We start from the raw sequence: 26,648 nt of genomic DNA, 5'->3' as shown, positions 1-26,648 counted from the left end.
GTCAGGAGCTGCGCCGACGGCGCACGGCCAGCATCGTGCCACCACCGGCCGTGAGGAGGGCGGTCGCGGTGCCGCCGATCACCAGGGCCTTGTCACTGCCCGTCGTCGCGAGCTTCTCGGCGCCCGGGTAGCTCGCCGGGTCGACGGCTGCGGCGAGTTCGTGGGAGTCGCTGCGTCCGACGCCACCTCCGTTGTGGCCGACGTGTCCCGGGGAGCCGTGGTGCCCGGGCTTGCCCGGGTGGTGCGGCGGCTTGGGGGGCGGGGTGGGCTTCACACTGCCCAGCACGTAGATGCTGACGCCGACACTCGGGTCGGGGTGAGACGAGGTGAGCCGGAACACGTGCCAGCCGGTGATGGTGTTCACCGGGATGGTCACGGTCCCCGAAACCGATCCGTCGGCCCGGGCCCGGAAGTGGCCGAGCACGACCGGGGTCGATTCCAGCAGCGCCGTGACGCTCGACCTGGGGGCGAACACCCCGGCGGCGGTGCTGAAGTCCAGGGAATCCCCGGCTGTCACCGTCGTGCTGCTGACGGACAGGGGCGGAGGCGGCGGCGGGTACGGCTGCGCCGACGCGGCCTGCGCCCCGATCAGCGGTGCTCCGATGAGAATGGCAGTCGAGGCCGCCGACACCAGAGCGGCCCGCCATCTGCGTGATGCTGTCATCTTCTTCAATCTCCTCGACTTGGGTCCGGGGCCTGATCGTGCGGCGGCCGTCATTTCGGTGCGGACACCAAGACCTGGATACAGGGCGCAAAGAGAACATAACGACACTCGTTAGTCTGATGGCGCGAGAAGTCACCGGATTGGCCCAGTCCCGGCTCGCGCGGTGCGCGTCGCAAGGGTCTTTCGAGAGGGCGACACAGGCGGTTGCTCCCTCTTTCGAAGAGTCCGAGTCCCTATGGTCGACATCGTCCATAGGGAACAGAAAGCCCAGATTCGGGTGGTTCCCTCAGTCCCGTGAGGGGTGCAGCTTGGATCTCCAAGGATTCCTGAAGGCTCTTGCCAGACGATGGCCGACAGTCGTGGTCTGTCTGGTTCTCGCGGTCGGGACGGCGCTCGCCGTGACAAACGCGAGCACCCCCGTCTACGAAGCGAAGACGCAGCTCTTCGTCGCCACCCGCGCCGGTGAGAACACCATCGATCTGAACCAGGGGCAGACGTTCTCGCAGGCGCGCGTGCAGTCGTACGCCGAGATCGTGAGGACCCGTCAGGTCACCGCTCCGGTGGTGAAACAGCTGCGGCTGCACACCACTCCGGAGGAGCTGGCGTCCCGGATCACCGCCGGCGTCCCGCTCAAGACCGTGCTCATCGACATCACCGTCCGGGACACCGCGCCCCGGCGCGCGGCGCGCATCGCCAACGCCGTGGCAAAGCGGTTCAGTTCGGTCGTCGAGCGGTTGGAGACCCCCAAGCGGCCGGTCTCCTCGACATCCAAGAAGGGCGACGGGGCCGATGACGACGCGTCCGTACGCCCGGTCTCCCCGGTCTCCATGGGCGTCACCGAGGCAGCCGTCGCCCCGACCTCTCCCACAGAGCCCCGCCCGTTGCTCAACCTGGCCGCGGGTGTGGTGGGCGGCCTGCTGCTCGCCGCCGGGCTGGTGGCCCTCCTCGAGACGCTCGACACCACGTTCAAGACGAGCGAGGCACTGGGTGCTTTCACCGACATGCCCGGCCTCGCCACCATCCCGTACGACAGGAACGCCCCAAGGCAGCCGCTGATCAGTGCCGACGGGTACTCCGAGCGTGCCGAGGCGTTCCGCAAGCTGCGGACCAACCTGCAGTTCTCACAGGTCGACGATCCGCCGCGGATCATCATGGTGACGAGCTCGGTGCCCAGTGAGGGCAAGACGAACATCGCGATGAACCTCGCCCGATCCCTCGCCGAGGCCGGCGTCTCCACCTGCCTCGTGGACGGCGACCTCCGCCGCCCCTGCGTGGCACCGGCTTTCGGCCTCGTCCAGGACGGCGGTCTGACCACGGTGCTCATCGGACAGGCCCGTGTCGAGGATGTGATGCAGAAGGTCGCCGGCGGGCTCTCGGTGCTCGCCAGCGGCGCTGTGCCGCCGAACCCCGCGGAACTGCTCGCCTCGGCGCGTATGGAAGAGGTGCTGCGCGAGCTCGCGGACATGTACGACGTCGTGATCATCGACACGGCGCCGCTGCTGCCGGTCGCCGACACCGCGGGGCTCGCCTCTCTCACCCAGGGCGCGCTGCTCGTCGTACGGGCCGGGAAGACCAACCGGGACCAGGTGCGCACCGCCAGGGAATCGCTGGAGCGCGTGGGCGCGCGCGTGCTCGGCACCGTGTTCAGCATGGCTCCGGTTCCCAAGGGCGGCCGTTACGGCCGTTACGGCGCCTACGGCGAGCTGCCCGCCCCGCGTACGTCGGCCACGCAGGAGGATGCGGCCGCCCCGGCGGTGACGCGCACCGCGGACGGGACATGACACGGATCCTGTTCGTCTGCACGGCCAACGTGTACCGCTCGGTGCTCGCCGAGCGCCTTCTGGCGGCGAGGCTGCCGCCGGGTTCGGTCCTGCGGCCGGAGAGCGCCGGTACGCAGGCGTGTCACCGTCCCCGCATGGAGGACACCACCCGGGCGGTCCTGGAACGGCTGGGCGGCGACGGCTCCGGATTCGTCTCCCGGCCGCTCACCGCACAGCTCTTGGCGGGTGCCCCACTGGTCCTCGGACTCGCGCGCGAGCACCGCGAGGCGGCCGTCCGCCTCGCCCCGGCGGCGATGCGGCGCTGCTTCACCCTGAAGGAGTTCGTGCGGCTCGCGAACGGGGGAGCCGCAGGGGAGGGTGCGGGCGGATTCGAGGCCGTGGTGGCGGCGGCTGCCAACCGTCGCGGTACCGCGGCCCCGGTCCCGCAGGCCGAGGACGACATCTCGGACCCCTGGGGCGGGCCTCGTGAGGAGCTGTACGAGTGTGCCCTGGAGATCGCCAGGGAGGTGAGCGGACTGGTTCGGCTGTGAGCGATGCGTCATCGATGTCGCCGTTCGCCTCGGGCGGTGGAGCCGGTCGTATCGCGATCGTCCAAAAGGGTGGCTACGCGGCGCGCAGGAAAACCGGACGGGGCGAGCAGCAGTTGATCGTGGGTCGACTCTCTTTCGCCCCCCGAACGGAGAAGTCCAGTGACCCGCTCCCTTCCATCGATCCCGGCGGCCAGACCCGTGATCGGAGAAGCCGAGATCGCTGCGGCCGTACGCGTTCTGCGTAGTGGCCGTGTCGTCCAGGGCCCGGAAGTGGCCGCGTTCGAAGACGCGTTCTCCGCATTGGTCGCCGGCCGCGCCTGCGTAGCGGTCAACTCAGGAACCTCCGCCCTGCAGCTGAGCCTCATGGCTCTGGGCATCGGGCCGGGAGACGAGGTCGTGGTGCCCTCGTTCTCGTTCGCGGCCACCGCCAACGCAGTACGCCTGGTAGGCGCCGATCCAGTCTTCGCCGACATCACGTCCGGCACCTACTGCCTCGACCCGCTCGCCGTATCAGCGGTGATCGGTCCGCGCACCGCCGCGCTCATGCCGGTGCATCTGTACGGGCACCCCGCGCCCATGGACCAGCTGATGCAACTTGCCGCACGCCATGGGCTCGCCGTACTGGAGGACGCCTGTCAGGCGCACGGAGCCACGCTGCACGGACGCCCCGTCGGCACCTTCGGTGAGGCGGGATGCTTCAGCTTCTATCCCACGAAGAACATGCACGCTCTCGAGGGCGGCATCATTTCGACCGCCGACCCGCACCTCGCCCGCACCCTTCGGCTTCTGCGGAACCAAGGAATGGAGCAGCGCTACGAGAACGAGATCGTCGGGGCCAACATGCGGATGACCGACGTCGCGGCGGCCGTCGGCCGTGAGCAGCTGAAGCAGCTGCCGGCCTGGACGGAGCGGCGGAGAGCCAACGCCAAGGTGCTCGACACCCACATCGAGGCGCTGTCCATCCCGCAGGAGGCCGACGGTGCGCGGCACGTCTACCACCAGTACACGGTCCGCATCCCGGGCGGTCTCCGGGATTCCGTGCAGCGGGACCTGGCGCGACAGGGCATCGGCAGCGCGGTGTACTACCCGACCCCGATCCACCGACTCAGGCCCTATCAGGACCAGGGCAGCCCGCCCCTGCCCGAGACCGATCGGGCAGCGACGGAGGTTCTGTCCCTCCCGGTACACCCGACCCTGCGGCAGGCCGAGCTGGAGCGGGTCGCACAGGCCGTGAACGATGCCGGAAGAAGCCGGTGAGCCGGCGCACCCTGCGGGCCGGGCTCATCGGCCTTGGAGCCATGGGACGCAACCATGCCCGGGTGTTGTCGTCGCTCGACGGCGTCGAGCTGGTGGGCGTCATGGACCCGGCAGGCGATACCACGGGCGCCGGCCGGAACACCCTTGTCGTCCCCACCCTGCATGAGCTGCTCGCGCGTGGACTCGACTACGCGGTGGTCGCCTGTCCCACGGCGTTGCACGAGGAGGTCGGCCTGGCCTTGGCCGACAACTGCGTGTCCGCGCTGATCGAGAAGCCGCTCGCCCACTCGGCGACGGCCGCACGGCGACTGGTCGACGCCTTCGACAGAGCGGGACTGGTCGCCGGTGTCGGACACGTCGAGCGGTTCAACCCGGCATTGCAGAGCCTGCGTTCCCGACTCGAGGCGGGAGAACTCGGGGACGTCTTCCAAGTGGTCACGCGCCGCCAGGGACCCTTCCCGCACCGCATCGCCGACGTCGGGGTCGTCAAGGACCTGGCCACCCACGACATCGACCTCACCGGTTGGGTCACCGGCCACGACTACGTCTCGCTCTGCGCGCGCACGGTGTCCAAGAGCGGCCGACTCCACGAGGACATGGTCTCCGTGGTCGGCGACCTCAGCGACGGCACCCTGGTCAGCCACCTCGTCAACTGGCTCAGCCCCCACAAGGAGCGCTACACGTCGGTGACCGGCGAGCGTGGCTGCCTCGTCGCCGACACTCTCACGGCAGACCTGACCTTCCACGCCAACGGAGCGGTGGCCACCGAGTGGGAGGCCCTGCGCGCCTTCCGCGGTGTGGCCGAGGGCGACATGGTCCGCTACGCCATCCCCAAGCGTGAGCCGCTCCTCGTCGAGCACGAGCTGTTCCGTGATGCCGTGGACGGGAAGGCCACTGACATCGTCACGCTCGATCAGGGACTGAGGACGGTGGAGGTGGCGGAGGCGGTCCTCGACTCGGCACGGCGGAAGGCATCCGTGAGCCTGCGACGCCCGCGCACGCCGACCCTGGCGGTGGCCCCCCAGCGGTCATGACGAGCACCCCTGCCGAGGTCCAGGAACCAGCCTGCCGAGGCTACCCGCAGAGCAGTACCCGGAGAGCAGTACCCGCAGCAGTCAGTGCTCGTTGCTCAGTACATGAACCAAAGCGGTGAGGTGGCGTTTGCGCAGGTGCGGATCGCGCCCGGTGCGCAGGTCGACGAGTCGGCCGTGCTCGGCCCGGGTACGACGGTGTGGGAACTCGCGCAGATCCGCGAGGAATCCGTGCTCGGCTGCGACTGCGTCGTGGGCCGGGGTGTCTATGTGGGACCCGGAGTGAAGATCGGCCACAGGGTCAAGATTCAGAACCATGCGCTGGTGTATGAGCCCGCCGAACTGGCCGACGGCGTCTTCGTCGGGCCCGCGGTCGTCCTCACGAACGACCGCAATCCTCGTGCCGTCGGCGCGGACGGGCGTCCGAAGCGCGCCGGCGACTGGGAGGCGGTCGGCGTACGGGTCGCTGAGGGCGCGTCACTCGGCGCACGCTCAGTGTGTGTGGCTCCGGTCGGCATCGGCCGCTGGGCGATGGTCGCCGCGGGGGCCGTCGTCACCAAGGACGTACCGGATTTCGCCCTCGTCGCCGGTGTCCCTGCCCAACGGATCGGATGGGTGGGACCTGCCGGCGAGCGTCTGCGCGCACTGCCGGATCGGGTCGGACTCTGGGAGTGCCCGAGCAATGGGAATCTCTACTCGGAGAACGACGGAATTCTGACGGAGCTTTCAGCTCAATACCGAGAAAAGTCGAGCCCATGAAGGTCATGAGTGTAGTCGGGGCGCGACCCCAATTCGTCAAACTTGCCGCAGTCGCCGCAGCGTTCGGCAATACGGAGCACGATCATATGATCGTCCACACCGGTCAGCACTACGACGCCGATCTGTCCGACGTCTTCTTCACCGGCCTCTCCATCCCCGAGCCCCACGTGCACCTGGGCGTCGGCTCGGGCACCCACGGAGTGCAGACCGGCACCATCCTGGCGGCCCTCGATCCCGTCATCGCCGCCGCACGCCCCGAATGGGTGCTCGTCTACGGAGACACCAACTCCACTCTTGCCGGCGCCCTTTCCGCTGCCAAACAGCACATCCCCGTCGCCCACCTGGAAGCGGGCCTGCGCTCTTTCAACCGGCGGATGCCCGAGGAGCACAACCGCGTCCTCACGGACCACGCTGCCGATCTGCTGCTCGCACCCACCGAGGAGGCGGTGCACCACCTGGCAGCCGAGGGCCTGGCCGACCGTGTGGTCCTGACCGGGGACGTCATGGTCGACACGTGCCTGCGCATCAGGGACGAGGTGCTGAGGGGCAAGGCCACCGCCGCACTTCCGGCCTTCGCCGACGCCCAGGAGCCCTACGTCTTCGCCACATTGCACCGGGCCGAGAACACGGATCGTCCCGACCGCCTGGCCGCTCTCGTGGATGCCCTGGCCAGTCTGCCGGTCCCCGTCGCCCTGGCCGCCCATCCCAGGCTGCTCGCACGTGCAGAGGACTTCGGCATCAAGCTCGACAGCGGCTCCCTCCGCCTCAGCCGTCCCCTTCCCTACGCCGAGCTGATCCGCACGGTGCTCGGCTCGCGTGGCGTGATCACCGACTCGGGAGGACTCCAGAAAGAGGCGTTCCTCCTGGAGCGCGTCTGCACGACACTCCGTACGGAGACGGAATGGCCCGAAACGCTCCGGGGCGGCTGGAACGCACTCGTGCCGGATCCCCGTGCATTGGGCTCCCAGGCATGGCGTGACACCGTCCTGCGTCCTGCGCCCAAGAGCTCACGCGGCGTGCCGTACGGCGACGGCGAAGCAGCACCCCGTGTGGTGCGGGCGCTGGAAGATCGCGTGAGCGGATCTCAAGCCCGCTGAGCCGTCCGGGTCGGCGCACCGAGCAGGATCACCTCGGCCCCGGCCCATCGATCGGGGTCGGTGATCCGCCGCCCGTCGACCACGACGCGCACCTCCGGGAACCGGTCGGATCCGAGCTCTCGGTACTCGTCGTGATCGGCCTGGACGACAGCGGCGGTGACTGTCTGGCCGCTGTACGGCGGCAGGCCGAGTGCCCTCAGCTCATCGGCCGTGTACAGCGGGTCGGACACGTACGGCTCGGCGCCGCGCGCCCGCAGCGCCTCGACGACGGGGAACACCCCGGAGAATGCGGTCTCCTTGACGCCGCCCCGGTAGGCGGCGCCCCATACGAGCACGCCTGCGCCGGTCAGGTCGCCGTACACCTCCGCAAGCCGCCGTACCGCGTACTCGGGCATCGAGGCATTGGCCGTACGGGCCTCTTGTACGACTGTCGCGTCCGAGTCGTTCCACAGATACATGCGCGGATAGACGGGAATGCAGTGACCGCCTACGGCGATGCCAGGCCGGTGAATGTGGCTGTAGGGCTGCGAGTTGCAGCCGTCGATCACCAGCTCCACGTCGATGCCGATGCGGTCCGCGAACCGTGCGAACTGGTTCGCCAGCCCGATGTTCACGTCACGGTAGGTCGTCTCGGCCAGCTTCGCGAACTCCGCGGCCTCCGCCGAGCCGAGGTCCCAGACGCCGTTGGGACGAGTCAGTTCGTCGCGTACGTCGAAGTCGAGGACGGACTCGTAGAACTCGACACCTCGGCGGGCGGAGGCCACGTCGATGCCGCCGAGCAGCTTGGGGTAGCGGCGCAGGTCGGCGAATACGCGTCCGGTCAGGACCCTTTCGGGGCTGAAGACGAGAGCGAAGTCCCGGCCCGCGGTCAGCCCGCTGCCTTGCTCGAGCATGGGCGCCCAGCGCCCTCGAGTGGTACCGACGGGCAGTGTCGTCTCATAGGACACGAGTGTGCCCGGCCGCAGTCCGCGCGCCACCGCCTGCGTCGCTGTATCCATCCAGCCGAAGTCGGGCGTGCCCTGGGCGTCGACGTATACCGGAACGACCAGGACGACCGCCTCGGCGTGCGCGACCGCCGCGGTCGTGTCGGTGGTGGCCTGCAGCCGCCCCGCCCCGACGACGCTCTTCAGCCTCTCAGCGAGTTCAGCCTCGCCGGGGAAAGGCTCAACGCCCTCATTTACCAGGTGTACGACTCGTTCGTCCACGTCGGAGCCGATGACGTGGTGGCCTTTTGCCGCGAACTGGACGGCCAGGGGCAGGCCGATCTTTCCGAGCGCCACCACACAGATTTGCACGGCTGTTTCCTCCGAGCGGCAACCAGCTGCGCAGGCGACCGAAGATAGCCGACACGCATTGACAAAGCACTACGCACCTTATCTCCGCAGCTTCATTTCAGTGAGCCGACACGAAGGGGCCAGCGATCGTCTGTCCTTGACTCTGACACGTGATGGGACGGTGCCGAGTCCGGCCGAAAGTCGGTAAGTGCGGTGAAGTTTCGGAAGCAGGCGGTTTATTGGGCGCAGGATCGGTGGTCGCCGCGTTCGAGGGAAGCGAGGACATCGCCGTCGCCCGCGACCTCGCCCGTTCGGCTGCTGGCCCCAGCCCGGCGAGATCGAGGATTCAGACACGGACTCCGACCAGGGCGAGTAGCCCATCGGCACACGCGGCGGCCCCCCGATGCCGGGCAGGGATCGGGGGGCCGCCGGCACGAGCGCCGGTTCGGCGCACAAGTGCGCGTGTCCACTGGCTCAACGCGCCTGCTGCTCCAAGGCCACGGGCGGGGTCGCCGCCTCATCGCCCGGAACCGTCATCGGCGGGGGAGCGGGCGGCCATTCGGCCAGCGGCGCGACAACGACCGTCCTGACTACCGAGAGCGGCAGAACGCACTCCCACCCGAGGAGGCGTATCGCAGCCACACCATCGCCACGGACCTGCAATCCGGCGATGGCGGTCTCAGCCCACCCGCGGCTCTCCTCGCGCACCATGCCTCATCATCCAACGCGCTCGCGCTGGATTCACCCCGGACACTCCGTGTCGCACCGAACGCAACCAGACCATGACCCATCTCAGGGCCAAAGGCTGTACCGATGTTCCCCGAGGCCGATGTCCGCCGGGTCCACGACCGGCAGCGCCACGTCGGCGAACGGGGCGAGCACTGCGCGCTGCGTACGGACCGTCTCGATCCAGGCGCAGGCGTTGGAGGCGAAGCCGCCCGGACGCAGGATCGTCCAGTTCATACCGGAGGCGCGCACGGCCTTTTCGAACTCTCAGCGACGCCCCGTACCGTTGACGCATGGATCTTCGACTGCCCCACCGGCGAGGGCTGCTACGGAGGCCCCGACGGCTGCTGGCCGCCGGGGCCGCCGTCGTCGTACTCGCGGGCGCGGGAACGTGGACGGCTGTCGCCTCGGACAGCAAGCCCCCGGTGCACGAGACCGACCGCATCATGGCCATCGACGGTGTCCGCGTCGACACCTCGTACTTCACGTCCGGCCCCGCCGGCCGCAGGCCCGCCGTGCTGCTGGCCCACGGCTTCGGCGGCAGCAAGCAGGACGTACGGCAGCAGGCGGAGGACCTCGCCAGAGACGGCTACGCGGTACTGACCTGGTCCGCCCGGGGCTTCGGCAGGTCCACGGGCGAAATCGGCCTCAACGACCCCAAGGGCGAGGTCGCGGACGTCTCCAAGCTCATCGACTGGCTGGCCGAGCAGCCCCAGGTCCAGCTCGACAAGCCCGGCGACCCGCGCGTGGGCGTCGCCGGCGCCTCGTACGGCGGCGCGATTTCCCTGCTGGCCGCCGGCTACGACCAGCGTGTGGACGCCATCGCCCCGGCGATCACCTACTGGAACCTCGCGGACGCCCTGTTCCCGAACGGCGTCTTCAAGAAGCTGTGGGCCGGCATCTTCGTCAACTCCGGCGGCGGCTGCGAGAAATTCGAACCGCAGTTGTGCCGGATGTACGAGCGGGTCGCCGAGTCGGGCAGGCCCGACGCCCGGGCCCGCGAGCTGCTCCAGGCCCGTTCCCCCTCCGCCGTCGGCAGCCGTATCAAGGTGCCCACCCTGCTGATGCAGGGCCAGACCGACTCCCTCTTCCCGCTCGGCCAGGCGGACGCGGCCGCGAAGGCGATCCGCGCCAACGGCGCCCCGGTGGACGTCGACTGGATCGCCGGCGGGCACGACGGCGGCGACATGGAGACCGGGCGGACGCAGTCACGCGTGCGTGCCTGGTTCGACCGGTACCTCAAGGACGACAAGGGCACCGACACCGGCCCGGCCTTCCGCGTCACCCGCACCGGAGGTGTCGACTCCACCAGCGGCGCGGCCCAGTTGCGCGGCGCCACCGACACCACCTACCCGGGCCTGGAGAGCGGACGGCGCCCGGTCGCCCTGCGCGGCACCCGGCAGCGCTTCGACAACCCGCCCGGCGCCACTCCGCCCGGGGTCTCGGCCCTGCCCGGCCTCGGCGGCGCGGGCGGCCTCGCCCAGCTGTCCTCGCTCGGCGTCGGCGTCTCGCTGGACTTCCCCGGCCAGTACGCCCGCTTCGAGTCGGCGCCGCTCGGCACCGGCCTGCGCGTCACCGGATCGCCGACCGTCACCGTGCACGTGACGTCGACGAGCGACGACGCCGTCCTCTTCGCGAAGGTGTACGACGTCGGGCCCGGCGGCGGCACGCCCGTACTGCCCTCGCAGCTGGTGACGCCCGTCCGCGTCGAGGGCGCCAAGGCCGGCAAGGACGTCACGATCACCCTCCCGGCGATCGACCACGAGGTCGAGCAAGGTCACCGGCTCCGCCTGGTCCTCGCCTCCACCGACCTCGGCTACGCCTCCCCGACCGCCCCGGCGACGTACACCGTCTCGCTGAAGGGCGACCTCACCGTGCCGACGGCCCCCGGTGTGACGACCGCCGCCGCCCCGCTCCCGTCCTGGGTGTGGTGGCTGCCGCTGGCCGGCGCGCTCATCGCCCTGGCCCTGCTCCTGACGAGCCGCCGCCGCACGACCGCGGCACCCCCTCCCGACCCAGACCTCGCCGACATCCCGTTGCAGATCACCGGCCTGAGCAAGCGGTACGCCCGCTCCGCCGACCGGTACGCGGTGCGGGAGGTGACCTTCCGCGTCGAGAAGGGCCAGGTCCTCGGCCTGCTGGGGCCGAACGGCGCGGGCAAGACGACCACCCTGCGCATGCTGATGGGCCTGATCAAGCCGGACGCCGGTGAGATCCGCGTCTTCGGGCACGCCATCCGCCCCGGCGCCCCGGTCCTCTCCCGGGTCGGCGCGTTCGTGGAGGGTGCGGGCTTCCTGCCGCACCTGTCCGGCCGGGAGAACCTGGAGCTGTACTGGCAGGCCACCGGCCGCCCGTCCGCGGACGCCCATCTGGAGGAGGCACTGGAGATCGCCGGACTCGGCGACTCGCTCGCCCGGGCCGTGCGCACCTACTCCCAGGGCATGCGCCAGCGCCTGGCCATCGCCCAGGCCATGCTGGGCCTGCCGGACCTGCTCATCCTCGACGAACCGACCAACGGCCTGGACCCGCCGCAGATCCGCGAGATGCGCGAGGTGATGATCCGCTACGCGGCCGCCGGACGTACGGTCATCGTCTCCAGCCACCTCCTCGCGGAGGTCGAGCAGTCCTGCACGCACCTGGTCGTCATGGACCGCGGCCGGCTCGTCCAGGCGGGCCCGGTGGGGGAGATCGTCGGCTCGGGCGACACCCTGCTCGTCGGCACCGCCGCTCCCGTGGCGGAGCCGGTCGTCGAGAAGGTCGCCACCCTGCCGGGCGTCGCCTCCGCGGTGGCCGTCGACGGCGGCCTCCTGGTTCGGCTCGACCCCGACGGCAGCGCGCAGCGCCTGGTCGTCGAGCTCGTACGGCTCGAAGTGCCCGTCCAGTCGGTGGGCCCGCACCGCCGCCTGGAGGACGCCTTCCTCACCCTGATCGGAGGTTCCGCATGAGCACGCTCGTCGAGCGCACCGAGACCGCCTCCGGTTACCGCGCGGGCCGCACCCTGCCCCTGCGGGTCGAGCTGATACGGCAGTTGAAGCGCCGCCGCACGCTCGTCATGGGCGCGATCCTCGCCGCCCTGCCGTTCGTGCTGCTGATCGCCTTCGCGATCGGCAACCCGAGCCAGGGCAACGGCCGGGTGACGCTGATGGACACGGCGACGGCGTCCGGCGCCAACTTCGCCGCCGTCAACCTGTTCGTGTCGGCCGGCTTCCTGCTGGTCATCCCGGTCGCCCTGTTCTGCGGGGACACCGTCGCCTCGGAGGCCGGCTGGTCCTCCCTGCGCTATCTGCTGGCCGCGCCCGTGCCGCGCGCCCGCCTGCTGTGGTCCAAGCTCGTCGTCGGACTCGGCCTCAGCCTCGCCGCGATGATCCTGCTGCCGGTGGTCGCCCTGGCCGTCGGCACGGCCGCCTACGGCTGGGGCCCGCTGCAGATCCCCACCGGCGGCGCGCTGGACACCGGCACGGCCACGCAGCGCCTGCTGGTGGTGGTGGCGTACATCTTCGTGTCCCAACTGGTCACCGCCGGGCTGGCGTTCTGGCTGTCGACCAAGACCGACGCGCCGCTCGGCGCGGTCGGCGGCGCGGTCGGCCTGACCATCGTCGGCAACGTCCTGGACGCCGTGACGGCCCTCGGTCACTGGCGGGACTTCCTGCCCGCGCACTGGCAGTTCGCCTGGGCGGACGCCGTCCAGCCGCATCCCGAGTGGTCCGGCATGATCCAGGGCACGGCGATTTCCATAACGTACGCGCTCGTCCTGTTCGCCCTGGCCTTCCGCGGTTTCGCCCGCAAGGACGTGGTCTCCTAGGTCAACGGAGGGTCACCCACCTGTCTCGACGGGCCATGATCGTGGCCGCTTCGAGATCCATCCGCAACGGTTCGTCACGCACGTTCCGACCCCCTCCGCCGTCACAGTCACAGACGGCGACGCCAATACGGCCGTTCGAACCACCGGTCAATCGGCAGAGGGGGCACGGAAGATGGAGCAGCGACACCGAACACCAGGGCCCGGCACGGCACACCGTCGTACCCGACGGCTGCGCGTCACCCTGCTCGCCCTCGCGGCGACGGGCGGCCTGCTGCTCACGGCGTGCAGCGCGGGCCAGGACAACAGCAGTTCGGCGGACCGCTCGAACCGCACCGGCGGCCTCCCGGCCCCGGCGGGCTCGGCGGCGGCCGGGGAGCAGCGCGCCGAGAGCCCGGACGACAGCCCGTCAGCCGACCACCTCTCCACCTTCGCCCTCGACGTCGACACCGCCTCCTACGGCTACGCCCGCCGGGTCCTCGCCGACGGCCGGCTGCCGGACCCCTCGCAGGTGCGCCCCGAGGAGTTCGTCAACAGCTTCCGCCAGGACTACGACCGCCCCGAGGGCATCGGCTTCTCGGTCACCGTCGACGGGGCCCGTACCGACAGGGCCGGCTGGTCCCTCGTCCGCGTCGGCCTCGCCACCCGCGCCGCCGACTCCGGCGAACGCCCGCCCGCCGCGCTCACGTTCGTCGTCGACGTCTCGGGCTCCATGGGCGAGCCCGGCCGCCTCGACCTGGCGAAGAAGTCCCTGGACACGATGACCGACCAGCTCGGCGACGACGACTCGGTCGCCCTGGTCACCTTCAGCGACGAGGCGCGGACCGTCCTGCCGATGACCCGCCTCGGCGGCCACCGCGGCAGGGTCCACGGCGCCGTCGACGACCTGGAGACCGAGGACTCCACCAACCTCGGCGCGGGCGTCGAGAAGGGCTACGCCACCGCCACCGACGGCCTGCGCGAGGGCGCCACCAACCGGGTCGTACTGATCTCCGACGGTCTCGCCAACACCGGCGACACGCACGCCGACTCCATCCTCGAACGCGTCTCCCGCGCACGCCGCGACCACGGCATCACCCTCTTCGGGGTCGGCGTCGGCAGCGACTACGGCGACGCCCTGATGGAACGCCTCGCCGACAAGGGCGACGGCCACACCGCCTACGTCTCCGGCGACGACGACGCCCGCAAGGTCTTCGTCGACCAACTCCCGCAGAACATCGAGCTCACCGCCCGGGACGCCAAGGCCCAGGTCGCCTTCGACCCGGAGACCGTCGCCGAGTTCCACCTCGTCGGCTACGACGACCGCAAGGTCGCCGACGAGGACTTCCGCGACGACAACGTCGACGGCGGCGAGGTCGGCCCCGGCCACACCGTCACCGCCCTGTACGCGGTGCGCACCAAGCCCGGCGCCGACGGCCACCTCGCCACCGCGAGCGTCCGCTGGCTCGACCCGAAGTCCCGCGCCCCGCACGAGGAGTCCGGCCAGCTGGAGACCGACGCCCTGCACGACGACGTGTGGAGCGCCCCCAGCCGCTTCCAGGTCACCGCGACGGCCGCCTACTTCGCCGACACCCTGCGCACCCGCTCGCCGGAGCCCGACGGCACCGGCTCCCTCCCCGGCAACCCCGGCCTCGGTGAACTCGGCAAGCGTGCCCAGGCATTGGCGAAGAAGACCGAGGACCGGGACGTCGACCAGCTGGCGGAGGCGATCGACGAGGCGAGCAGCATGAAGTGAACCCCGACCCCATTGACTCTTCCTTACTTACGAGTAAGTTGTGCTCCCAGTCCGAGCCGACCGGGAGCCGTCATGGGCGTACGCAAGGATCTGAAGCGGGCGAAACAACGCGGTGACCTGGCCGCCCGCACCAGGGTCGAGGTCGTCAGGGACGCGTCCGGCACGGTGCGCGAGGCCCGCACCGCGCCGATGGCGAGGACACCCGCCACCGGCAGCATCGCCGACCTGCCCCACACCAACGCGGCCGAGGCCCCGGACGCGGTGATCCTGCGCCGCAGGCTGCACGGCACCTGGCAGCCGGTCACCGCGGCCGCCTTCGCCCACGAGGTGAGCGCCGTAGCCAAGGGGTTGATCGCGGCCGGCCTCGAACCGGGCGGCCGGGTCGCGGTGATGTCCCGCACCCGCTACGAGTGGACGGTCCTGGACTTCGCGATCTGGGCGGCCGGCGGCCAGACCGTCCCGGTCTACGCCACCTCCTCCGCCGAGCAGGTCGAGTGGATCGTCCGTGACTCCGGCGCCCGCTTCGTCGTCACCGAGACCGCCGGCAACACCGCCACGGTGACGACCGGAACCACCGGCCACCAGACACCGCCCCGCACCTGGGAGTTGGACGAAAACGCGCTCACCGAGCTCACCGTCCTCGGCCGGGACGTCCCCGACGAGGAGGTCACCAAGCGCCGTACCGCCCTGACGCCCGACACGATCGCGACGATCTGCTACACCTCCGGCACCACCGGCCGGCCCAAGGGCTGTGTGCTCACCCACGCCAACCTGCACGCCGAGGCCGCCAACACGGTCGAGCTGCTGCACCCCATCTTCAAGGAGGTCACCCGCCAGCAGGCCTCCACCCTCCTCTTCCTCCCGCTCGCCCACATCCTCGGCCGCACCCTGCAGATCGCCTGTCTGATGGCCCGCATCGAGATCGGCCACTGTCCCAGCATCAAGCCCGACGAACTCCGGCCCGCGCTCAAGGAGTTCCGCCCCACATTTCTGGTCGGCGTGCCGTATCTCTTCGAGAAGATCCATGACACCGGCCGCGCGACCGCCGAGAAGATCGGCCGGGGCGCCTCCTTCGACCGCGCCGACCGTGTCGGCGTCCGCTTCGGAGCGGCCTACCTCGACAAGTTCCTCGACCGGGGCAAGGGCCCGGGTCCCGCGCTGTACGCCGCCTGGGCCCTCTACGACCTGCTGGTCTACCGCCGGGTCCGCAAGGAACTCGGCGGCCGCATGCGCTACGCCATCAGCGGCGGCTCCCCGCTCGACCGCAACCTCAACCTCTTCTTCTACGCCGCCGGGATCATCGTCTACGAGGGCTACGGCCTGACCGAGACCAGCGCGGCCGCCACCATCGTGCCCCCGCTGCGGCCCCGCCCGGGCACCGTCGGCCAGCCCGTCCCCGGCACCGCGGTGCGCATCGCCGACGACGGCGAGGTCCTGATCAAGGGCGGCATCGTCTTCGGCGCCTACTGGAACAACCCTGCGGCCACGGACGCCGTGCTCCGGGACGAGTGGTTCGCCACCGGCGACCTCGGCGCGCTCGACGAGGACGGTTATCTCACCATCACCGGCCGCAAGAAGGACATCCTCGTCACCTCCGGCGGCAAGAACGTCTCCCCGGCCGTTCTGGAGGACCGGCTGCGCAGCCGCCCGCCGATCGGCCAGTGCGTCGTCGTCGGCGACAACCGGCCCTTCGTCGCCGCCCTGATCACCCTCGAACCCGAGGCGGTCGCCCACTGGCTGTCCGTCCGCGGACTGCCCGCCGACACCCCGATGTCCGAGGTGGTACACGACCCCCGGATGCGCGCCGACGTCCAGCGGGCCGTCGACTACGCCAACGAGGCCGTCTCGCGCGCCGAGTCGATCCGAGCGTTCACGCTGGTCGAGGGGGAGTTCAACGAGGAGAACGGCCTGCTCACCCCGTCCCTGAAGGTCAAGCGGCACGCCGTGCGGGCCGCGTACGCGGCCGAGATCGAGGCGCTGTACCTCAAGTAGCCGCCCGCGCACACGAAAGCGGGCCGCCGATGTGTTCGGCGGCCCGCTTCGGCGGTGCTGCGGTCAGCTGTTGCCGGCGCCGTTGCCCGACAGGACCGGGATGTTGTCCAGGATGTGCGACAGCGGCTCGTCGCCCTTGGCCTGGGTGGAGTTCTCGGTGCACTGCTGGTTCTGCGGAGCCGAGAGGATCGGGACGTCCTGGACGGCGGTGCCGACCGTCCCGAGGGTCTGGGTGTTGACCTTCGAGGGCAGGGCGAGGCAGGGCTTGTTCAGCGAACCCTGCACGAGCGCCAGCTGGGGGCTCATGTCGCCGTGCGTGGCCTGATTGCCGTACTTCTGGACGGAGCCGTTGCCGTTCACGGTGGTGACCCCGTTGTCGTTGCCGATCGCCAAGGCAGGGGCGGCGGTCGCAGCCGTGGCGCCGACGATGGAGGCGGCGATGGCCGCGCTTGCCCACAGCTTCTTCATGTTTCTTTCCCTTCGGAGAGCGGACTCCGGTGCAGAGTTTCGGAGAGCGGACCCCGTTGTAGAGCCGCGATTTGACCAACCACCGAGTGGGGGTTTGGTTGCGCCGTTTGCCCCATTCGGCCCAGCGCGGAGGAGAAAGTGTTATCTCGCTACCGACACACGAGTGAGCTTCCCTGGAGAGGCAAGGAGGAGCGCATGTCCGGCGGATCGCTGGGGAGGGGGTTCCGTCCCACCGGGATCAGCGGCCCACGGTGCCGATCGCCGGCTTCAACCCGGTCATCGAGGGCGTCGGCTCGACACTGCGAACTCGGTGCCCGACAGCGACACCCGGCTCAGTACGGCTCCACCAGATCACCGCTCCCGAAGCCCTGGTCGACGGAAGCGGCGCCGAGGAGGGTGCGGCCGATGCGCAGCATCGCTTCCGGGTCGGTCAGCACATGCCGGGACATCAGTTCGCGCAACGCCGCGACCAGGAACCGGTGCTGCCGTTGAATCCGGCCCAGGTCCGCCGAACCGTCCACATGGCGTGAGCGGACGTACTGCAGGGACTGCCCGCCGCCGAGCCGGTGCCGGCCGGCTTCGTACGGTGAGCCGGGCGCCGCCCTCGGCATAGGCGTTGTTGGGTTTCGCCGGATGCGCCGGTAGCTGTTTCCCGGTGAAGTCGTCGCACCGGGTGGGAATCTGCGCGAGGGAGTCGCGCGGCAGACTGACCACGCTCACCCGGTCCCGGCGTTCGGAGAGATGGACGAGCATCATCACGTCCGTGCAGTCAGGCGATACCGCCCGCGTGGAACTACCGCTTTTTCTCCGGCGTGATGGTGTCGCGGCCGTCGGTGCCCAGCAGGAGGACGTTCGTTCCGTGGGTAAGCGAACGGGCCGCCGAGAATTCGGCGGCCCGCTGCGTTCGTCACCCGATCAGTTGTTGCGGGAGCCGTTGCCCGACAGGACCGGGATGTTGTCCAGGATGTGCGACAGCGGCTCGTCGCCCTTGGCCTGGGTGCTGTTCTCGGTGCACTGCTGGTTCTGCGGAGCCGAGAGGATCGGGACATCCTGGAGGGCGGTGGTGACCGTCGTCAGCGCCTGGGTGTTGGCCTTCGTGGGCAGGGCGAGGCAGGGCTTGTTCAGCGAACCCTGGATGAGGGCCATCTGCGGGCTCATGTTCCCGTACGTCGCCTGGTTGCCGTAGATCTGCGCGGCACCGTTGCCGTTGGCGGTGCTGACGCCACCATCGTTCCCGATGGCCAGCGCCTGGGGCGCGAAGACCGCCGAGGCTCCGACAACGGAAGCGGCGACCACCGCGGCAGCCATAACCTTCTTGATCACTTGCTGGTCCCTTCTGGAGTAACCCCGTCCACCGGAGCGCCCTGAACAACTCCGCCCGGACCGCGTGGTTGCTCCCCTTCACCCCAATGGCCGTAGGTGAACCCCGGCAGGGTGAAGCGTTCTCCGGGGTCGCTTCGGGCGTCACCCCAGCCGGCGCCGTCTCCTCCGTCGCGTGTCCCACTGGCCTCTCACGCGGCGTCGTGCTCCATTAGGGGAGAAGAACCCGGCGGACCGGGAGTGTGCACTGCCCAGTTGACGTGGGACTTTTCCGGGGCCTGGAGCACACTGCTTTCCTTGCGCTTGCGCTACTGGCTGGGTGAGGGCTTCCTGGGAACGGAAAGTGCGGGGGCAGTAACGTCGCCGACGTTGGTCAACAGGGAGTCATGATGCAGACGTCCATGTCCGAAGCGGTCATCGCTGGTGCCGAGGCAGCGGACCTGGAAGGCCTCCCGGTCCCAGACTATTTCCCAGCTGCCACCGTGCGCGAAGAAGACATCGACGTCTTTCAGTCCATGGAGGACAAGGACGTACGCAAATCCATTGTCATTGACAAGGTACCCATGCCGGATCTGGCGCCCGATGAGGCGTTGATTGCGGTCATGGCCAGTTCGATTAACTACAACACTGTGTGGACGGCGATGTTCGAACCGATCCCCACATTCCAGTTCCTCAAGCAGATGGGTAAGGCCGGTGGCTGGGAGAAACGTCACGACTTGCCTTACCACATCGTCGGCTCCGACGCATCGGGAGTCATCGTCAGGACAGGTTCTTCCGTACGAAAATGGAAAGTGGGTGATCATGTTGTAATTTCCCCCGCCTACGTCGACGAGCAGGACCACGACACCCATCGGGACGGAATGCTTGGAGAGGGGCAGAAGGCGTGGGGTTTCGAGACCAATTATGGAGGGCTTGCGCATTATGCAGTGGTGCGGGCCAGCCAGTTGATGCCTAAGCCCGCTGCTCTGACCTGGGAGGAGGCGGCAGTCAATCCGCTGTGCGCAAGCACTGCTTACCGAATGTTGGTGAGCGACCGCGGAGCGCAGATGAAGCAAGGAGATGTCGTCCTTGTTTGGGGCGCTACCGGAGGGCTGGGATCCTACGCCATTCAGCTGGTCCTCAACGGCGGCGGGATCCCTATCGGCGTTGTCAACTCGGCTGAAAAAGCAGAGCTGTTGAAAGCGCTCGGATGCCATGCGGTCATCAACCGCGCCGACCTCGAGGATGGTGACCCCGCGATTCTGCAGCAGCCCGAGGGGTGGAAGAGGATGGGGCGAGCCATCCGCGACATGGTCGGGGAGGACCCGCACATCGTGTTCGAGCACGTCGGGAGGAAGACCTTTGGCGCTTCCGTCTTCCTTGCCAAGCGTGGGGGCACCGTCGTGACCTGTGGATCGAGCACAGGTTACGAGCACCTTTATGACAACAGATACCTTTGGATGCGCCTGAAGAGAATCATCGGGAGTCACGGCGCAAACCTCCACGAGCAGTGGGAAGTCAATAGACTCATCGCCTTGGGGCATGTGGTGCCGGCCCTTTCCGCGACATACACCTTGGATGAAGTCGGGGTTGCGGCCCGCAGCGTTCAAACCAATCAGCACATCGGCAAGGTAGGCGTTTTGTGTCTCGCCCCTCATCCCGGCTTGGGTGTTACCGATCCAAACGCTCGCGAGAAGATCGGGGAGCACCGTCTCAGGACGTTCCGCAGGTAAGTCCGAATCGACCTTGAGCGGGCTCGGCCGGAAAGGGGGACAGTCGGGCCCGCTGTGCAACTCCACGCGAGGAAGCGGTCTGATGAAATTCCGGCCGCTCCATTTGCATGGAGTCAGACATGGGTGTCAGCGTCGCCCGATGTCGGTGGTCAGCCGGGTCTCGGCAACGTGCGAGCCCCGGCGGAGCCGGCGGCGGCGACCGGCCGTGACCGGTTGGGCGGCGGACACGGGACCAGGCGCGGGGACGTGGCCACATGCTCAGGCGATGCGCGTTCCTCGGCCAACCTACGGCGGACATCTCGCCTTCAGACGGGCCGACCAGGGGAGCCGTGATCTTCGGGATGGCCGGCCATCGGCCGGATTCGAGACGGGGCGGTCAACGCGACCTTGTAGGACGCCGGTCTCGGCTGGGCGTTCGAGCAGCGGCCGATGGCTGCTGCTCCGCGTCTGATCGATGGTCCTTTCCGCCGGTCCCGTGCAACCGCTTCCACGCCGACGCCACGAGAGCCGTGCGGCCCCCTGTTCGGCCCGCACGGCTGATCTCGCAATCCGGAAGCTCGTGGAAGGTGAGCCGCGACTCCGGAGGAAGCCGACGGCCGCCCCCAGGCGTCTGCAGGTGTTGTGCGCGGAGTCTGGGCTCCTCCGTTCGGCGGCACACCGCTGGCGCCGGGGCTGCGCCGCTCGCAGGGTTGCGGTGTGGGCTCATCCGGTCCTCCCCACGTCGCCGACCGGGCCGGAGGGGCCCCGGTGCCGCCGTTGTCGGCGAAGCAGCGGCGGCACCGTTTGGGTCCTGTGTGGATGACTGTGCGGGCCGCCAGTGCCGGCGGCGGCCAGTCTCTTGCGAGACGAAGAAGGGTGACCCACTCGACGCGTGCCCGGAGCGGCACGCACGGGTCACGATGGACAGCTGTCCGCTCGCACGAGCCGTCTCGCTGGCAGCGTCACCTGACAGAGCCGTGGGGTCCGCTGTTCGACGGCGCGCCACCCACGGGTGCCCCGGTCGGCTGCAGTCGGTGTCGGCGCGATGGACGCCGGGGTGGCCTGGTCAGGGTGATCTGGCGTACCAACTGCTGGAAACAGGTCAAAGAGGCGAAGATCGGCATCGCAGCCGCCGCCCTGCCCATGAGGTTGTGCGGGGCCTGGGCGATGCACAAGGCCATGGCGATGGAGGAGAACACCAGGACCACGCACCAGGAGTGCAAGGACCGGCGCCGGTGCAGCGCGTGGCGCAGAATGGACAGCGACGCCACCAGCCAGGGGCCGAAGATCAGAAGAGGCCACCAGGAGACGACGCTGCTGGCGGTGGGGCCTGCGGCGATGAACAGAAGTGGATCGTAAGCAATCACCCCACCGAACACGCTGACCGTCGCCGCGATGACGGCCACCACTGCGCCAGTGCAGTAACTGAGAGTGAGCAGCTTGTCCTTGTGTCGTGCTCGCGCCCTGCGATGGCCCGGGGACGCGGCCTTGATAGGTGGCAACTCTGCGGTGATCTGCGCCAAGTTTTCCTGATGAGATCTCGCATCCGCAGGTTCCCCGCCGCGTGCTGCCGGAATTCTGGCCTGCTCCGCCTCGACAGCATCACGCAGTATAAAGGCCAGCTCTTCAGCAGGATCCCAGTCTGACTCCGGCGGCGTCAGAGGAGGATGGAGAATTCCAACTTGAGCCTGATATTCGTTGGCGTCATTGTAGCCGTACGAAAATTCGGCGGGAAAATCGGAATAGGGCGTTGGGTCTTCTTCGTACATGGCGTGGTTGCCCGTCTTTTCGTGTCGGCACTCAGGCTTCCAACTCCATCCAGCGTCTTGAGAGGCCACCTTCCAGAACACTCAAAGTCTGCATGAAATCCTGCAGGTCCTCATCGGTTGCATCAAGCGTGATGGACAGTCCCCCCCTCGCGAGAACCCCGTTCGACGTTTCGTCGCTGACGGGTTGCGGAATATAAGTGAAGGAGCCCAGTCGCGTGACACGGTTACTTTTCGGGCGGGTCCTCTTCGGGAGAGGGTCGATGGTCTGTTCCTCGCTTGCCTTCGTCATGTAGCGAGTAACGATGCCCCCAGTTGGCGGTTGCGCCGCGAACGGGTGAATCATCAGCCAGACAAACATGTTGTGCAGGTGTTGGGCAGACCTACAGGCCATCGCATGAGGCGGGGAATGCTGATCAATCACAACGCCTACTTACTGCTTTACGGGCATCCCGGCCGACTGTGCTTTTATAGTAGCCGCGCCTGAGACGGCGAAGGTTGCGGCTCGTATCGATCGTGATCAAGGCAGGTTGCGGGTGTAGGTCAGCCCGCAGGCGGTACCGCCCCCTGTGGTGCAAGGCGTCCGGGGCGCTGGTGCCCCCGCCGTCGTGGCGGTCACGACGGCGGCCCCGACGCTTCCGGGATGTGTCACGGCAGTGATCCGGCTGGCCGAGTTCACGGTGACGATGGCAGATGGCTGGGTTCGTCCCGCGTCCCGGTGAGATTGACTGCATTGCCGGCGGACGTCGGACCGCTACCCGCGTCGTGCCACGCCCTGCTGAGGCAGTGCAGCACCGGCGCCGACCGGTCCAACCACTGGATCATCCGACACCGCAGAGTCAACGACCGGGAAGACGTCCGGCGCGGCGCCGAACGCGCGAACACTAGGGCGTGCACTTGATGGGGCGCAGGGCCCATACGGCCACAGGTGCTCCGGTTGCCACGAGTGCCGCTGCCACACACAGACCCAGCTGGTAGCCCGCCAAGAATGCCTGCCCCTGTGTGGCTCCCTGAGCCACGGACGCATAATCTCTGACTGTCACTACTGCACCCACCAGGACGATACCGAGCACCCCAGACAGTTCGCGGGTAGCGCTGAACAGGCCGGCGGCGAACCCGGACAGGTGGAGGGGTGAAGATTCCAGGGCGCGAGTCGTCAGAGGAAGAGCCAAGGCGGAGCCTGCTCCTACCGCCGCTAGACCGGGCATGAGTCCGAGGAGCTGGCCCTGAAGACTGCCGAGGGCAATCAGCAGCAGTCCTACGGCAACCGACATCAGACCTGTGGCGGCGACTTGACCATCTCCCCACCGCTTGGCCATGACGGAAACGAATGGGGCTGTGAGGAAGAGGGCCGAAACCACCGGAGTGAATGTCAGCCCAGCTTCTGTCGGGCTGAGGTGTAAGGCACTCTGCAGGAATTGGGACGTATAAAAGTACACCCCGGTCACTCCCAGGCCCCACAGGAGTTGGGTGATGAGCCCGCCCGCAAAGGGTCGGGCTCGAAGAAGTTGCCCCACCGCGGGGCTACCGCTGCGCTTGCGGCGCTTCTTGCACACCAGCACGATTGCACCGCTGACGGCGGTGATCCCTGAGACGATCACGGACGGCTCACCGAGCCCCGTGGAGGGCGCCTGGATCAGGCAGTAGACCAAGGAGGCGATGGACAGGCACGCCAGCGCGATGTGGCGATGCAACCCTTCGGCTGCATCATGTGTGGCACGTGGTGGACGAGGGCCGCGGGGCAGGGCGAGGGCAGCGACAACGAAGCTGGCTGCGCCGAGCGGGACGTTCATGACGAACAGCCACTCCCATCCAAGGTGCTGCGTGACGACGCCGGAGATCACAGGTCCAAAGGCCAAAGCGGAGGCCATCGCGGCAGTCGTTGCGCCGAAGCCCGCAGTCCGTACCCGGCTGGGGAGATCGTGCGACATCAAGGCAAGCGACGCGGGCAAAATGAAGGCGGCGCCGCCGCCTTGGACACCGCGGAGGCAGGCCAGCACCACTCCTGTGGTCGACAAAGCGCAGCAGGCCGACGACACCGTGAACACGGCGACACCTGTCAGCAGGGACCATCGTCGGCCCTTTCCGTCCGTCAGACGCCCGGCAAACAGCAAGAAGCTGGCGAGGGCCAGAGGGTATGAAGTCGCCACCCACTTGACATCAGTGTCTGTCATGCCGAGTTCAGTGCTCATCTGCGGGAGGGCGAGATTCACGACCGTGTTGTCCAGGGCCGTCAAGAAGGTCGAGAGGACGACAGCTGTGACGATGCTTAGTACACGTAGTCGACCCATGATTCCCTACCTGTCACGATGCTCCTGACATTTGTGCCCGAAACTAATCTGTCCTGACGGTCAACCACTGGCCTTTCCGGTGTGCCTCGCCGCGGTGAGGCAGGTGAGGTCGGTTTCGCTGAACATCCATCAACGAGATTGCCCCGGACGTGGAAAACGCGCAGTCCCCGGCGGATGGGCGCATCAGGCGGTCGGGGGGCGAGGCGCTTTTCGTCCGGACGTCTTGGTGCCACGTCAAGGTTGTCCCATAGGGGCACGATCGGCGCGGCGAGCTGTTCTCAGCAGCTCGCGGCCATGGAGCCGGGAGAAACCGGAGTCTGCCCCCACTTGTCCGGGGAGCAGTCGGTGGCATCTGAGAGAAGCCGTCGTCGTCTTCGAAGCGCAGCCCTCCCGGGCGTCGCCACGGTGGTTCATTCGACTGGCCTACCGCGACGACGGCAGTGTTGCAGGCCCCGCGACTCCACACCCGCCGAGGCCCGCAATTCGGAACAACAGACCCGACCTGGGGACATTGGCGTAGGCGAGCTCTCAAAACGCGCCGGCCGATGTACGGGCCGCGCGCCGTCCAGGTGGCGGCGTGTCATGTGGAGAAGGGGTCGATGCCGTGTTTCACTCTTTGTGCTGCTATGTACTCCTAATCAGAACTTCACCGTGTGATATCCCGTTCGGCTGTGCCCGACTGATCCCGGGGCTCTTTGCCGTGCTGAAACGAAGGTCGGTGAGTCAGTGCCATCGTCGGTCACAGAGACACTCAGCCATCAGCTTGCCCACACGGCCGCGCGCACCCCGGAGGAAACGGCTTTCACATTCGTCGACCACAGCACTGATAGCCGGGGAACAGTCACATCCCTGACGTGGAAGCAACTCGACACCCGAGTACGCGTCACCGCCTCAGGCCTGCGAAACATGGGTGCTGCAGGTGAGAGAGTCGCGATCGTCGCGCCGCAGTCCCTCGAATACATCGTCGGCTTTCTGGGTGCCATCTGCGCGGGAGCGATCGCCGTCCCGCTGTTCACCCCATTCCTTCCGGGCCATAAGGACAAACTTGCGGCCGTCCTTCAGGACGCGGCCCCCGTCCTGATGTTGACCGTGGAGGACCACCGCCGGCCCCTCGCGGATTTCTGCGCCGCCCGAGGCATCGTGGGCCGATGCGGCATCGTCACTGAATCGGACATGCAGGAGCTCGCGCAGCAGCCTCCTGTCGAGGAACGAGCCCCCCAACCCGGTGATGTGGCCTACCTGCAGTACACCTCCGGCTCCACCCGGATCCCGTCGGGCGTGGAGATCACACATTCCAACGTATGCATCAACGCTCGGCAGGCGCTCGATGCTTACGACATCCACCGAGGGCGCAACTGTACTGTGGGATGGCTGCCGCTTTACCATGACATGGGTCTCGTGCTCGCGGTCGCCTTGCCCATCATGGGGCATATCCCTTCGGTTCTCATGGATCCCTTGGCGTTCATCCAACAGCCGGGCCGTTGGTTGAGCCTGCTCTCTCAGCACAAAGGGGCCATCACCGCGGCACCCAACTTCGCCTATGACTACTGTGTCGAACGGGTGACTGATGACGAACGGGCCGCTTTGACGCTCGGCTCCGTTGCAGCCATGGTCAACGGAAGCGAGCCCATCGCACCGCGAACCCTGGATCGCTTCCAGGCGGCATTCTCGGCGGTCGGTATGAAACGCACGACCATGCGCCCCTCCTATGGGCTTGCCGAAGCCACGGTCTTCGTTTCTGCTTCTCCCGTTGGCGAAGAGCCGACGGTCACCGCCTTTGACAGGCATTCGCTGCGGGAAGGGGTTGCGCACGTCGTCGAGGACAGCGAAGAGGAGTCGGTCGTCGAACTCGTCGCATGCGGCCGGCCGACCGGCCAGGAGATCGCCATCGTTGACCCCTCGACACACCGGCGGCGAGAAGACGGGCAGATCGGGGAGATCTGGCTTCGTGGACCGAACATCGGACGCGGTTACTGGGGCTGCGCCGAAAGCAGTGAGGCCACCTTCCGCGCAGTTCTCGAGGGAACTGAGCCCTGGCTGCGTACCGGAGACCTTGGCGTGTGGCACGACAAGCAACTCTACGTGACTGGCCGTCTCAAGGACCTGGTGATCGTCGACGGCACCAACCACTATCCGCACGACATCGAAGACACAGTACAAAAGGCACATCCGGTGATCCGGCCTCACCATATCGCCGCGTTCGCGGTGACCACTGCCAGCGGGGAGCGCCTGGTCGTCGTCGCTGAGCATGGCCGGGACCTTACGGATGCCGACTCCGTTCTCGAGGAGGTCACGCGTGCCGTCCGGGCCGCGGTCGCCTCCGAGCATGGCCTTGCCGTCCACGACTTCCTTCTCGTGCAACCTGGGGCGGTTCCCCACACCACCAGCGGCAAGGTCGCCCGCAGCGCATGCCGTGACCTGTACCTGGCCGGTACCTGGGCGGCACGCACCGGCGACTAGCGGGCCC

The 26,648-nt window shown here is 68.3% G+C and carries 19 protein-coding genes and 2 pseudogenes; 12 read left to right on the top strand and 9 right to left on the bottom strand.

Features of this window, described 5'->3' with window-relative positions; all coding sequences use genetic code 11:
• Position 1: 1 nt before the first annotated feature.
• Positions 2-664 carry a hypothetical protein gene (locus tag LN251_RS08570; protein ID WP_458243870.1) on the bottom strand — a complete coding sequence of 221 codons (663 nt, stop codon included), beginning with the start codon at positions 662-664 and terminating at the stop codon, positions 2-4.
• Between LN251_RS08570 and LN251_RS08565 the strand changes: the two genes are divergently transcribed.
• The 6 genes from LN251_RS08565 (at position 655) to wecB (ending at position 7,119) form a co-directional block, all read left to right on the top strand.
• A complete protein-coding gene (locus LN251_RS08565) occupies positions 655-2,445 on the top strand; it encodes a polysaccharide biosynthesis tyrosine autokinase (protein ID WP_458243869.1) in 1,791 nt (596 codons plus the stop codon). The two genes, LN251_RS08570 and LN251_RS08565, sit on opposite strands and share 10 nt — an antisense overlap.
• Positions 2,442-2,975 carry an arsenate reductase/protein-tyrosine-phosphatase family protein gene (locus LN251_RS08560; protein WP_458243868.1) on the top strand — a complete coding sequence of 178 codons (534 nt, stop codon included), beginning with the start codon at positions 2,442-2,444 and terminating at the stop codon, positions 2,973-2,975. The genes LN251_RS08565 and LN251_RS08560 overlap by 4 nt, the downstream gene beginning before the upstream one ends.
• A 159-nt stretch (positions 2,976-3,134) precedes the next feature.
• Entirely contained in the window at positions 3,135-4,232 is a 1,098-nt protein-coding gene (locus LN251_RS08555; RefSeq protein WP_458243867.1) for a DegT/DnrJ/EryC1/StrS family aminotransferase, read from the top strand.
• A gap of 41 nt (positions 4,233-4,273) precedes the next feature.
• A complete protein-coding gene (locus tag LN251_RS08550; protein ID WP_458243866.1) occupies positions 4,274-5,266 on the top strand; it encodes a Gfo/Idh/MocA family protein in 993 nt (330 codons plus the stop codon).
• A 102-nt stretch (positions 5,267-5,368) separates the two neighbouring features.
• A complete protein-coding gene (locus LN251_RS08545; protein ID WP_458243865.1) occupies positions 5,369-6,022 on the top strand; it encodes an acyltransferase in 654 nt (217 codons plus the stop codon).
• Positions 6,019-7,119 carry a non-hydrolyzing UDP-N-acetylglucosamine 2-epimerase gene (gene wecB, locus LN251_RS08540; RefSeq protein ID WP_458244155.1) on the top strand — a complete coding sequence of 367 codons (1,101 nt, stop codon included), beginning with the start codon at positions 6,019-6,021 and terminating at the stop codon, positions 7,117-7,119. Before LN251_RS08545 ends, wecB begins: the two co-directional genes overlap by 4 nt.
• On the opposite strand, the gene LN251_RS08535 is transcribed toward wecB, so the two are convergent.
• Entirely contained in the window at positions 7,107-8,414 is a 1,308-nt protein-coding gene (locus LN251_RS08535) for a nucleotide sugar dehydrogenase (RefSeq protein ID WP_458243864.1), read from the bottom strand. The genes wecB and LN251_RS08535 overlap by 13 nt on opposite strands.
• Before the next feature lie 807 nt (positions 8,415-9,221).
• A pseudogene (locus LN251_RS08530) lies at positions 9,222-9,383 on the bottom strand (NmrA family transcriptional regulator); the annotation flags it as partial.
• A gap of 29 nt (positions 9,384-9,412) precedes the next feature.
• Between LN251_RS08530 and LN251_RS08525 the strand changes: the two are divergent.
• The 4 genes from LN251_RS08525 to LN251_RS08510 all read left to right on the top strand — a co-directional run bounded on the left by LN251_RS08525 (position 9,413) and on the right by LN251_RS08510 (position 16,645).
• On the top strand, positions 9,413-12,064 hold the full coding sequence (locus LN251_RS08525) for a CocE/NonD family hydrolase (protein ID WP_458243863.1): 2,652 nt from the start codon (positions 9,413-9,415) through the stop codon (positions 12,062-12,064).
• Complete coding sequence (locus LN251_RS08520) at positions 12,061-12,921, top strand: ABC transporter permease (RefSeq protein ID WP_458243862.1); 861 nt, start codon at positions 12,061-12,063, stop codon at positions 12,919-12,921. Before LN251_RS08525 ends, LN251_RS08520 begins: the two co-directional genes overlap by 4 nt.
• 172 nt (positions 12,922-13,093) lie before the next feature.
• The gene (locus tag LN251_RS08515; protein ID WP_458243861.1) at positions 13,094-14,653 is read left to right on the top strand and encodes a YfbK domain-containing protein; all 1,560 of its coding nucleotides are present in this window, start codon (positions 13,094-13,096) and stop codon (positions 14,651-14,653) included.
• A 72-nt stretch (positions 14,654-14,725) separates the two neighbouring features.
• Positions 14,726-16,645: an AMP-dependent synthetase/ligase gene (locus LN251_RS08510; protein WP_458243860.1), complete on the top strand. Its 1,920-nt coding sequence runs from the start codon at positions 14,726-14,728 to the stop codon at positions 16,643-16,645.
• A gap of 63 nt (positions 16,646-16,708) precedes the next feature.
• On the opposite strand, the gene LN251_RS08505 is transcribed toward LN251_RS08510, so the two are convergent.
• From LN251_RS08505 to LN251_RS08495, 3 genes and pseudogenes are all read right to left on the bottom strand, one after another.
• Complete coding sequence (locus LN251_RS08505; protein WP_458243859.1) at positions 16,709-17,113, bottom strand: rodlin; 405 nt, start codon at positions 17,111-17,113, stop codon at positions 16,709-16,711.
• Between the two features lie 332 nt (positions 17,114-17,445).
• A pseudogene (locus LN251_RS08500) lies at positions 17,446-17,866 on the bottom strand (LCP family protein).
• 162 nt (positions 17,867-18,028) lie between these two features.
• Complete coding sequence (locus LN251_RS08495; protein ID WP_458243858.1) at positions 18,029-18,436, bottom strand: rodlin; 408 nt, start codon at positions 18,434-18,436, stop codon at positions 18,029-18,031.
• Between the two features lie 383 nt (positions 18,437-18,819).
• On the opposite strand from LN251_RS08495, the gene ccrA reads away from it, so the two are divergent.
• Positions 18,820-20,145, top strand: a complete 1,326-nt coding sequence (gene ccrA, locus LN251_RS08490; protein WP_458243857.1) for a crotonyl-CoA carboxylase/reductase — start codon at positions 18,820-18,822, stop codon at positions 20,143-20,145.
• A 941-nt stretch (positions 20,146-21,086) separates the two neighbouring features.
• Here the strand turns inward: ccrA and LN251_RS08485 are convergent.
• From LN251_RS08485 to LN251_RS08475, 3 genes are all read right to left on the bottom strand, one after another.
• Positions 21,087-21,893: a DUF2637 domain-containing protein gene (locus LN251_RS08485; protein ID WP_458243856.1), complete on the bottom strand. Its 807-nt coding sequence runs from the start codon at positions 21,891-21,893 to the stop codon at positions 21,087-21,089.
• 31 nt (positions 21,894-21,924) lie between these two features.
• On the bottom strand, positions 21,925-22,251 hold the full coding sequence (locus LN251_RS08480) for a hypothetical protein (protein ID WP_458243855.1): 327 nt from the start codon (positions 22,249-22,251) through the stop codon (positions 21,925-21,927).
• 523 nt (positions 22,252-22,774) lie between these two features.
• Positions 22,775-24,181 (bottom strand): MFS transporter, encoded by a 1,407-nt coding sequence (locus LN251_RS08475; protein WP_458243854.1) that lies wholly within the window; start codon positions 24,179-24,181, stop codon positions 22,775-22,777.
• Positions 24,182-24,907: 726 nt separating this feature from the next.
• Between LN251_RS08475 and LN251_RS08470 the strand changes: the two genes are divergently transcribed.
• Entirely contained in the window at positions 24,908-26,641 is a 1,734-nt protein-coding gene (locus LN251_RS08470) for a fatty acyl-AMP ligase (protein WP_458243853.1), read from the top strand.
• The last annotated feature ends 7 nt before the right edge of the window (positions 26,642-26,648 follow it).

Source organism: Streptomyces sp. MAI_2237 (assembly GCF_054189285.1).
Note: the sequence above shows the minus strand (reverse complement) of the source record. Positions and strands in the feature narration are given on the sequence as shown.

Coding starts and splice junctions, on each gene's coding strand:
- LN251_RS08565 (WP_458243869.1), top strand. CDS start 655: ATGCTGTCATCTTCTTCAATCTCCTCGACTTGGGTCCGGGGCCTGATC.
- LN251_RS08505 (WP_458243859.1), bottom strand. CDS start 17,113: ATGAAGAAGCTGTGGGCAAGCGCGGCCATCGCCGCCTCCATCGTCGGC.
- LN251_RS08520 (WP_458243862.1), top strand. CDS start 12,061: ATGAGCACGCTCGTCGAGCGCACCGAGACCGCCTCCGGTTACCGCGCG.
- LN251_RS08545 (WP_458243865.1), top strand. CDS start 5,369: ATGAACCAAAGCGGTGAGGTGGCGTTTGCGCAGGTGCGGATCGCGCCC.
- LN251_RS08485 (WP_458243856.1), bottom strand. CDS start 21,893: ATGTACGAAGAAGACCCAACGCCCTATTCCGATTTTCCCGCCGAATTT.
- ccrA (WP_458243857.1), top strand. CDS start 18,820: ATGATGCAGACGTCCATGTCCGAAGCGGTCATCGCTGGTGCCGAGGCA.
- wecB (WP_458244155.1), top strand. CDS start 6,019: ATGAAGGTCATGAGTGTAGTCGGGGCGCGACCCCAATTCGTCAAACTT.
- LN251_RS08525 (WP_458243863.1), top strand. CDS start 9,413: ATGGATCTTCGACTGCCCCACCGGCGAGGGCTGCTACGGAGGCCCCGA.
- LN251_RS08510 (WP_458243860.1), top strand. CDS start 14,726: ATGGGCGTACGCAAGGATCTGAAGCGGGCGAAACAACGCGGTGACCTG.
- LN251_RS08515 (WP_458243861.1), top strand. CDS start 13,094: ATGGAGCAGCGACACCGAACACCAGGGCCCGGCACGGCACACCGTCGT.
- LN251_RS08560 (WP_458243868.1), top strand. CDS start 2,442: ATGACACGGATCCTGTTCGTCTGCACGGCCAACGTGTACCGCTCGGTG.
- LN251_RS08550 (WP_458243866.1), top strand. CDS start 4,274: ATGGGACGCAACCATGCCCGGGTGTTGTCGTCGCTCGACGGCGTCGAG.
- LN251_RS08570 (WP_458243870.1), bottom strand. CDS start 664: ATGACAGCATCACGCAGATGGCGGGCCGCTCTGGTGTCGGCGGCCTCG.
- LN251_RS08480 (WP_458243855.1), bottom strand. CDS start 22,251: ATGTTTGTCTGGCTGATGATTCACCCGTTCGCGGCGCAACCGCCAACT.
- LN251_RS08475 (WP_458243854.1), bottom strand. CDS start 24,181: ATGGGTCGACTACGTGTACTAAGCATCGTCACAGCTGTCGTCCTCTCG.